This window comes from Paenibacillus sp. A3 (assembly GCF_001399685.1).
In the GTDB taxonomy this organism is placed as follows: Bacteria; Bacillota; Bacilli; order Paenibacillales; family NBRC-103111; genus Paenibacillus_G.
The window spans coordinates 1-9,482 of record NZ_JTHN01000269.1 but is presented as its reverse complement, the minus strand read 5'-3'; the positions used below and the strand labels follow the sequence as shown (position 1 = coordinate 9,482).

Annotated in this window: 9 protein-coding genes; all 9 read left to right on the top strand. The window is 55.5% G+C overall.

Annotated features, from left to right (window positions below; all coding sequences use genetic code 11):
* On the top strand, positions 1-745 hold a 745-nt coding region (locus tag QJ48_RS32405; protein ID WP_193394527.1), incomplete at its 5' end, for an NADH-quinone oxidoreductase subunit C.
* Between the two features lie 6 nt (positions 746-751).
* A complete protein-coding gene (locus QJ48_RS32400; protein ID WP_054977447.1) occupies positions 752-1,855 on the top strand; it encodes an NADH-quinone oxidoreductase subunit D in 1,104 nt (367 codons plus the stop codon).
* Positions 1,855-2,862 (top strand): NADH-quinone oxidoreductase subunit NuoH, encoded by a 1,008-nt coding sequence (gene nuoH, locus QJ48_RS32395; RefSeq protein ID WP_025847682.1) that lies wholly within the window; start codon positions 1,855-1,857, stop codon positions 2,860-2,862. Before QJ48_RS32400 ends, nuoH begins: the two co-directional genes overlap by 1 nt.
* A 45-nt stretch (positions 2,863-2,907) precedes the next feature.
* Positions 2,908-3,351: an NADH-quinone oxidoreductase subunit NuoI gene (gene nuoI / locus QJ48_RS32390; RefSeq protein WP_010499413.1), complete on the top strand. Its 444-nt coding sequence runs from the start codon at positions 2,908-2,910 to the stop codon at positions 3,349-3,351.
* Complete coding sequence (locus tag QJ48_RS32385; RefSeq protein ID WP_054977446.1) at positions 3,351-3,878, top strand: NADH-quinone oxidoreductase subunit J; 528 nt, start codon at positions 3,351-3,353, stop codon at positions 3,876-3,878. Before nuoI ends, QJ48_RS32385 begins: the two co-directional genes overlap by 1 nt.
* A 3-nt stretch (positions 3,879-3,881) precedes the next feature.
* On the top strand, positions 3,882-4,199 hold the full coding sequence (gene nuoK, locus QJ48_RS32380; RefSeq protein ID WP_010499416.1) for an NADH-quinone oxidoreductase subunit NuoK: 318 nt from the start codon (positions 3,882-3,884) through the stop codon (positions 4,197-4,199).
* 111 nt (positions 4,200-4,310) lie between these two features.
* Positions 4,311-6,206, top strand: coding sequence for an NADH-quinone oxidoreductase subunit L (gene nuoL / locus QJ48_RS32375; RefSeq protein ID WP_054977445.1), 1,896 nt, complete (start codon positions 4,311-4,313; stop codon positions 6,204-6,206).
* Entirely contained in the window at positions 6,196-7,827 is a 1,632-nt protein-coding gene (locus QJ48_RS32370; protein WP_054977444.1) for a NuoM family protein, read from the top strand. The genes nuoL and QJ48_RS32370 overlap by 11 nt, the downstream gene beginning before the upstream one ends.
* Before the next feature lie 4 nt (positions 7,828-7,831).
* A complete protein-coding gene (locus QJ48_RS32365) occupies positions 7,832-9,346 on the top strand; it encodes an NADH-quinone oxidoreductase subunit N (protein WP_054977443.1) in 1,515 nt (504 codons plus the stop codon).
* The last annotated feature ends 136 nt before the right edge of the window (positions 9,347-9,482 follow it).

Genomic DNA, 9,482 nt, shown 5'->3' with positions numbered 1-9,482 from the left:
GCCTGCAGCGCCGCAGGCAGGCGCCGAAGGCGCGCAGCCGCGCGAAGCGGCAGCAGGCGGCAGCGAGCCTGGCGCGGAGGCGCGGAAGCCGCGGGCCGCGAAGGCCGCCGCAGGCGAGCCCGGCGACGCGCCGGAGGCGGAGCGCGCAGCGCCGAGCGACGCCGAGAAGGAGGCGAAGGCGAAAGCCGCCGCCGAGGCGAGAGCCGCGCGAGCGAACGCGCGCGCCGCGAAAGCGGAAGGGGCGGAGCCCGAGGCGCCGAAGGAGCCGTCGCCGAACCAACCGCTGGTGGACCGGCTCGTGGCGATATTGAAAGATTTTCGCGAGGATGCGGTCGAAGAAGCTTTTATTAATGAAAAAGACGGGCATATTCCCTATGTTATTGTTAAAGCCGAGGCTTGGCCGGACGTGGCAGAGCTGCTGCGGACGCATGAGGAGCTGAAGCTGAACTACTTGCGCAACGTGTCCGGGATCGATATGGAGACCCATATGGAAGTGGCATACCATATCATCTCATTGGAAACCAAGCGCAATTATTGCGTGAAAGTGAAGACGGACCGGGAATCGCCGTCCATTCCTTCCGTGACGCCGATTTGGCCAACGGCCAATTGGAACGAACGGGAAGTCTACGATTTGTTCGGAATCGATTTTCCGGGACATCCCGACCTGCGCCGGATTATGATGGCTGACGATTGGATCGGTCACCCGCTGCGCAAAGATTATGAGCCGCTCGACCCGGAGGTGTGATGAAGTTTGGCCATTAGAACGGAAGAATTGCTGCTGAACGTAGGCCCGCAGCATCCGAGTACGCATGGAGTGTTTCGGATCGTCGTCAAGCTCGACGGCGAAATCATCACGGAAGCGATCCCGGTCATGGGATACCTGCACCGGGGAACGGAGAAGCTGGCCGAAAATTTAACCTACACCCAAATTATTCCTTATACCGACCGGCTGGACTACGTATCGGCGATGACAAACAATTACGTGCTTGTCAATGCCGTGGAGAAGCTCATGCAGCTTGAAATCCCGGAAAAAGCCGAGTTCCTGCGCTTGATCGTGATGGAGCTCCAGCGTGTTGCCAGCCACATGGTTTGGTGGGGCACATACCTGCTTGATATCGGGGCCATGAGCCCGTTCTTGTACGCGTTCCGCGACCGGGAGATTATTATCGACCTGTTCAATGAGCTGTGCGGGGCCCGGCTGACATACAACTATATGCGGGTTGGCGGAGTCAAGTGGGATGCGCCGGAAGGCTGGATTCAGAAGGTGCGCGAGTTTGTTCCTTACATGAGGGGCAAGCTGGACCAATATAACGAGTTAGTGAGCGGAAACGAAATTTTTCTGGCCCGGATCAAGGGGGTCGGGAAGTACGACGCGGAGACGGCTATCGCCTACGGGCTGAGCGGTGCGAATCTGCGCTGTACGGGGGTAAACTGGGACCTCCGGAAGGACCAACCTTACAGCATTTACAACCGCTTTGATTTCGACGTCCCGGTAAGCACGGGCGGCGATTGCTACGCCAGATATTTGCTGCGGCTGGAGGAGATCCACCAATCGCTGCGCATTCTGGAGCAAGCGGTCGAGCAGTTCCCGGCGGAAGGCGAGATCATGGGCAAGGTGCCTCGTGTGCTGCGTCCCGCCGAAGGGGAAGTGTATGCCGGTATCGAATCGCCGCGCGGCGAAATCGGCTGCTATATTATTTCCAAAGGAAAAGATAAGCCGTACCGCCTGAAATTCCGCAGACCGTCATTCGTCAATCTGCAGATCCTTCCGAAGCTTCTGGTCGGCGAAACGATGACGAACCTGATCACCATTCTCGGAGGCATCGATATCGTTGTCGGGGAGGTGGATAGCTGATGCCGGATTTATTGCAAGAGCCGTTAACATGGACGAATGCGGCCATTTTCTTCGCGTGGGGCGTCGTGCTGCTTTTGGTTGTGCTCGGCTTTGTGACTTACGCGATCTACTTCGAGCGCAAGGTCATCGGCTGGATGCAGATGAGGATCGGTCCGAACCGTGTCGGCCCTCTCGGACTGCTGCAAACGGTCGCGGACGTATTCAAGCTCTTGATTAAAGAAGACACGATTCCGAGAAAAGCCGAGCGCGAGCTCTTCATCCTCGCTCCGGTGATCACGTTTATTCCTGCGTTTACGGTCATTGCGGCCATTCCGTTCACGGACCGGCTGATCAGCAGCGACCTGAACGTCGGAGTGTTATACTATGTTGCGCTTTCCGGAATCTCGACCATCGGCATCGTGCTTGGCGGCTGGGCTTCCAATAACAAATACGCCCTGCTCGGCGGAATGCGTTCTGCCGCCCAGATGATCAGCTATGAAATTCCGTTGGTTATCTCCATCGTAGGCGTCGTGATGATGTCCGGCAGCATGAACCTTCGCACGATCGTAGAAGGACAGGCGGGCGGGTTCTGGCACTGGAACTTTTTGCCACAAATTATCGGCTTTGCCGTGTTTATCGTTGCTGCCGTTTCGGAGCTGAACCGGACGCCCTTCGACTTGCCTGAGGCCGAGTCGGAGCTGGTTGCAGGCTACCACGTCGAGTACAGCGGCTTCCGCTTTGCGTTTTTCATGCTTGCCGAATACGTTTACGTGTTCGCTATCGCCGGCCTGACGACGACCGTATTTTTGGGAGGGTGGCAGGCGCCGCTTCCGTTCCTCGATTTTATCCCGGGGATCATCTGGTTTTTACTGAAGTTTGCGTTCATCGTATTCTTCCTGTTCTGGCTGCGCGCAACGATGCCCCGGATTCGGGTGGACCAGCTGATGGGACTCGGCTGGAAAGTACTGCTGCCGCTGGCGCTGGTTAATATTTTTGTAACGGCCATCTATATGGCGATTGCGATGTAACAAGGACCCGGCAGCCGGATGCCGAGGATGAAAGGGTGATTGACTATGAAGGGCATCATGAAGGGGCTGGGCGTGACCTTTAAATCCATGACCCAGAAAAAAGTGACCTACGCTTATCCCGACGTTCCGCTTCAAATGCCGGACCGGTTCCGGGGCATCCAGCATTTTGACCCCGAGAAGTGCATCGTCTGCAACCAATGCGCGCGCATTTGCCCGACGGAGTGCATCAATCTGGTCGGTAAGCCGAACCCGGACCCCGAGAAAAAGGGAAAAGTGATCGATACGTACGATATTAACTTTGAAATATGCATTTTGTGCGACTTGTGTACGGAAGTATGTCCGACCGAAGCGATCGTGATGACCAACAACTTCGAGCTGAGCACGTACAGCCGCGACGATTTGTTCAAAAACCTGCAATGGCTGAACGAGAACAATAACAATGTGCGCAAGGAGAACAACTCCGCGCTTCCGAAAGGCGGGGCGAAATAATGTTCGGAAATATCGTCGACTTTTTGTCCCGCGGCGAAAATATCGCATTTTTCATCTGTGCGCTGCTTGCCATCGGCGGGGCGATTTTCATGCTCAGCTTCACCAAAGTGGTCCACATGGTCATGGCCGTGGCGCTGACGTTCATCAGCCTGGCCGGGCTGTATGTCGTCCTCGAAGCGGAATTCGTGGCCGTCGTTCAGATTTTGATCTATGCAGGCGCCATCTCCATTCTGATGATTTTCGGGATCATGATGACCAAGCATACCAAGGAAGAGGAAGAAGAGCCGAAGCGGCCGTGGCATAACGGACTGTTGTTCGTCGGGGCGGCGGGACTGTTCGGCATCATCTTCTACGCGATCCAGCAATCGCAGCTTCCTTCCGGCGAATACCCGTCGATGCAGGACAATACCATGGAGATCGGGAAGCTGCTGTTTACCAACCATGTGATCCCGTTCGAATTGATGTCGGTGCTGCTGACGGTCGCTTTCATCGGTGCGATCATCGTGGCGAAGAGAGAGGAGGATTGAGGGATGGGAGCTACCGGATTGGCTACGCCTTACTTGACGCTGGCAGCGATTCTATTCTGCATCGGATTGTACGGAGCGCTCTCGAAAAAGCATGCCGTTATCGTCTTGCTGTCTGTCGAGCTGATGCTCAACAGCGTCAACCTGAACCTCGTCGCTTTTTCCAAGCTGGGCGTCAACCCGGGATTAACCGGGCAAATTTTCTCGCTGTTTAACATTACGGTGGCCGCGGCGGAAGTGGCTGTCGGCATTGCGATACTGATTGCGCTGTACCGCAACAAAGGAACAACGGATGTCAACGAGATGGACTCGATGAAGCGATAGCGCAGCTTCCGCAAGCGCCTTTCCGGTAGCCGGGGAGGCTATCCGGATAGGCAATCAGAGATCGTTTTTTAGGAAAGCTTGCGGTAATCTCTTGGAGGAGGACTTAAGCCCATGGTATCGGCTTATTCGCAATACGCTTGGCTCATCCCGTTGTTCCCCTTGCTGTCGTTTCTCATTTTAACGGCGGTGGGGCGCAGTTTGCGGGAGGCGGGCGCTTATATCAGCATTGTGGCCGTGTTCGCTTCGTTCGCGCTGTCCGTCCTTGTTTTCTGGGAACGGATCGGCGGGAACGTTGAAGATTTCACGTGGAACAAATTGCAATGGCTCCATCTTGGCAACATTACGCTGAACATGGGCTTCGAGGTTACGAATTTGAACGCGCTCATGCTGGTCATCGTGACCTTTGTCAGCTTGCTTGTCAATATTTATTCCAAAGGCTATATGCACGGGGATGAGCGAATTAACGTGTTTTTCGCTTATATTACCCTGTTTACGTTCTCCATGCTCGGGCTGGTCATCTCGGAGAACCTGGTGCAGTTCTACATATTCTGGGAGCTGGTCGGCGTCTGCTCGTTCCTGCTCGTAGGCTTCTGGTATTTCAAGCCGGAAGCCCGGGCGGCCGCCAAAAAGGCGTTCATCGTCACCCGGATCGGCGACGTCGGGTTGTTTCTAGGCATTCTGCTGCTGTTCTGGGTTATGCCGAACCATGCGCTCGATTTCAGCTCGATTCATAATGCGCTGTCCGGCGGAAAAATTTCCGGCGATATGGCAACTTGGATTGCCATTCTGATCTTCGTCGGAGCCATCGGCAAATCCGGCCAATTCCCGCTGCACACGTGGCTGCCGGATGCGATGGAAGGTCCGACGCCGATCAGTGCGCTGATCCATGCCGCGACCATGGTTGCCGCCGGCGTGTATCTCGTAGCGCGGACGTTCGACATTTTCACGGCATCGCCCGTGGCTTTGACCGTGGTTGCCGTGGTCGGAGCGTTTACGGCGATATTCGCCGCCACGATCGGTACGGCGCAGAACGATATTAAGCGGATCTTGGCCTATTCTACGGTCAGCCAGCTCGGCTATATGATGATGGCGCTGGGGATCGGCACGACCGTAGCGTATACGGCTGGCATTTTCCACTTGTTCACGCACGCGTTCTTCAAGGCGCTGCTATTCCTCGGCGCAGGCAGCGTTATTCATGCGGTGCACACGCAGAACATTCACGAAATGGGCGGCATCGGCAGCAAAATGAAAATTACGGCGTGGACGTTCGCCATTGGCGCCCTTGCGCTCAGCGGAATCGTGCCGCTGTCCGGCTTCTGGTCCAAGGATGCGATTCTTGCCGAAGCGTATAACACCGGACATACCGGATTGTTCTGGGTCGGGCTGATCGCAGCGTTTTTTACCGCATTTTATATGTCGCGTCTGTTCTTTCTGGTGTTCATGGGCAAATCCCGGCAAAAGGAAAATCACGGTCCGGTTCACGAATCTCCCGGCTCCATGACTTTCCCGCTTATCGTGCTGGCGGTTCTTGCCGTGGTGGCCGGCTTCGTCTTCACGCCGTTCAATCCGTGGTTGGGCTCGTGGCTAACCGGACATGCGGAAGAAGAGCATGCTTCCTGGTTCGTTATGGTGATGTCCAACGTCGTCGGTTTGCTCGGGATCGGACTGGGATATCTCGTCTATCTCAAACGCGTCATTTCGGCCGACGCCGTCTCGGCTGGCGCGCCTTGGCTGTACCGGCTGCTTAACCGCAAGTATTACATCGATGAGCTGTATCAGGCGATCATTGTGCGTCCGCTTCAGGGAATCGGGTCGTTGCTGCACCTGTTCGACGTCTATGTGGTCGACGGCATCGTTCGTTTGGCCAGCTATACTGTAATCGGCCTCGGACGCCTCGGCTCCCGGATGCAGAACGGGCAGGTACAATCGTACGGGTTGATGACGCTGCTCGGGCTGTTGATTCTGATGCTGGCTATTGCGGGAAGGAGGTTCATCGATGCCGGATAGTATTCCTATTTTATCGCTCATCGCCTTTTCGCCGCTCATCGGTGTGCTGATCCTGATGTTTATGCCCAAGACGCAGGGCCAGTGGATCAAAGCGACGGCGATTGTCGCGACGCTCATTCCGCTGGTGCTGTCCGCCTGGCTTTACGGGCAGTTCAACCATAATCTCGAAGGCATGCAGTTCAAAGAAGAGGTACCGTGGATCCTTGTTCCGTTGAACAAAGAGACGCAGGGACTCAGTCAATTGACGGCTTACTTCTTCGAGTTCAAGTATACGATGGCCGTTGACGGCCTTTCGCTGCCGCTCGTCTTCTTGACCGCGATTGTCGCAACGATGGCTGCGCTGGCGTCGGTGTACATCAAGAAGCGCTGGAAATCGTATTTTATTTTGTTCCTGCTGCTCGAAACCGGCATGTTCGGCGTCTTTATGGCGCAGGATTTGTTCTTGTTCTTCGTCTTCTTCGAGCTGACGCTGATCCCGATGTTCTTCCTGATCGGCATTTGGGGGTATATGGACCGGGAGCGGGCTGCGAACAAGTTCTTGATCTATAACGGAATCGGTTCGGCGATTATGCTGATCGCTTTTCTCATCCTCGTCAGTACGGCGGGCTTCGGCCAAACGATGGGGGATAACGGCATTTCGATTCATTATTCCGGGGATATCAACGTGATTATGGAGCATCTGTTCCAGAGCGCGGATTCGTACGTGAATCAAGGCGATTTGGAGGGTAACCCGTTCTATTTAAGCGAAACGATGAAATGGGTGCTGTTCCTGATGATGCTCGTGGCCTTCGGCATCAAGCTGCCGATTTTCCCGTTCCATACGTGGATGCTGAAAGTACATACGGAAGCGCCGCCGTCGATCGTTATGATTCACTCCGGCATTTTGCTGAAAATGGGCGCTTACGGTCTGATCCGCTTCGGGATTCTGCTGTTCCCGCAGCAGGCGGTGCAGTGGGCTGCCGTACTGGCGATTCTCGGGGTGATCAACATCGTGTACGGTGCGATTCTGGCCTTCGTGCAAAAGGAGTTCAAGCTGGTGCTGGCTTACTCCAGTATTAGCCATATGGGCATCGTGCTGGTCGGCATTGCCGCGTTTAACCCGGCCGGTCTGGAAGGAGCCATATTCCAGCTCGTCTCTCACGGTCTCATCTCGGCGCTGCTGTTCCTGCTTGTCGGGAGCATTTATGAGCGCACGCAGACGACGGAGCTTGACCAGCTTGGGGGCTTGGCCAAATCGGTGCCGTTTATTTCCGGCATTCTGCTTGTAGCGGGGATGGCTTCGCTCGGTCTGCCTGGGTTGTCCGGCTTCATCGGCGAGTTCCTGGCCTTCCTGGGCTTGTTTGAGAAGTATAAGATCATTACGGCCGTCGGGGCGCTTGGGATCATTCTGGCTGCGGTCTACGTGCTTCGCGGGGTGCTCGGTATCACGTACGGACCGCAGAAGACGACGCTGCCGGAGATGCGGGACGCACGGTTGATCGAAGCGATTCCGATGATTGCGCTTGTCGCTTTCATCGTGGTGCTCGGGATTTACCCGGGCGTGCTAAGCAATCCGCTGCATCAAACCGTCAGCAGCTTCGATCAATTCATTCACAGCGTTTCTGCGAAGATAGGGGGTTAGACCGGTGGAACCGATACGTCTTGAGCTAAGTGATCTGGGTCTGCTGGCTCCGGAGCTGACACTTGTCGCCGCCGCTGTGGTGCTGTCGCTGCTTGATCTGCTGCTGCCGCGTCAAATGAACCGGACTTGGCTGGGCTGGCTGTCGCTGGTGGGCATTGTTATTGCCGCTGTATTTGCGGCCGGGCAGCTCAATCCTGCAGAACCAAAGCAACTGCTGAACTTCAGCTACCGGGTCGACGATTTTGCGGCCATCCTGAAGCTGGTATTGCTGGCGGGAGCCGGGCTGATTACGCTAATGAGCATCGGCTCGGTGAAAGAAGATGAAATTCCGCATATCGGCGAATTTTATTACTTGCTTCTGCCGGCGACGCTCGGCGGTATGATTATGGCTTCGTCCGGCGATCTGATCACCATCTTCGTCGGCTTGGAGCTGCTCAGTATCACCTCCTATATTTTGGTCGCCATGCGCAAGAAAGACAAGCGCTCGAACGAGGGGGCTTTCAAATACCTTGTGCTGGGCGGCGTATCGTCAGCCGTCATCTTGTACGGCATGTCCTTCTTGTACGGCATGACGGGCTCGACGGTGATTAAGGAGATTAACGCGGGACTGGGGGCAGCGTCCCATGGAATGCTTCCGCTCGTTTATCTAAGCTTTTTCCTGCTGCTTGCGGGCTTCGGCTTCAAAGTGGCGGCGGCGCCGTTCCATATGTGGGCTCCGGACGTGTACCAAGGAGCTCCGACGCCGGTTACCGCGTTTCTTGCGGTCGTGTCGAAGGCGGCGGCATTTGCGATTTTGTTCCGGTTCATGTACAACGTCTATGCGATCGGGGATCTGATGAATCTTCCGTTCCATAAGGACGTCTTGCTATCCTTGATGGTCGTGGCGGCGGCTGCGATGATCGTCGGGAACTTCATTGCTCTGCGGCAAACGAACATGAAGCGGCTGCTGGCTTACTCCGGGATTGCCAACTCGGGCTACTTGATGGTGCCGATCGCGATTCAGTTCTCGATGATGCATTATTCGAATTTCGCCGAGTTCGCTTTTTACCTGATCGCCTATCTGTTTATGAACATCGGGATTTTTGCGGTGCTGATGATCATTGAACGCTCGACGGGCGACGATGAGATCAAAGGCTTGGCCGGCTTGTATTACCGGGCGCCGGGAACGGCAGTCGCAACCGTGCTGTTGGTGCTGTCTCTGGCAGGGCTGCCGGTGTCCGGCGGCTTCTTCGGGAAGCTGTACATTTTGCTCGGCACGCTGCAAACGCAGCATTACTGGCTTGCGGCGGTCATGATCGGAACGAGCGTCGTTTCGTACTATTTCTACTTCGGCTTGATCCGCCAAATGTTCATGCGCAGCGAAGACGGAGCGCAGCCGATCCGCACCAGCGTTCCGCTTAGCGTAACGATGTGGCTGTGCGTAGCCGCAAGTGTAGTATTGGGATTGTTCCCGCACTGGGTGCTTGGCTACTTGGAGCGCATTTTCTCGCTTACGCAGGATTTGTTCATATTTAGCTAGTCCGGGTGGACGTATGGTTCCACTCGTCCATGCGAAACCCCGCTTTTCCTTGACCGGAAATGAACTGCACCCCAATTGTTAGACACCATCTAACAGTTGGAGGTGCAGTTTTTTATAGGTAAATTTAGCATAGAAG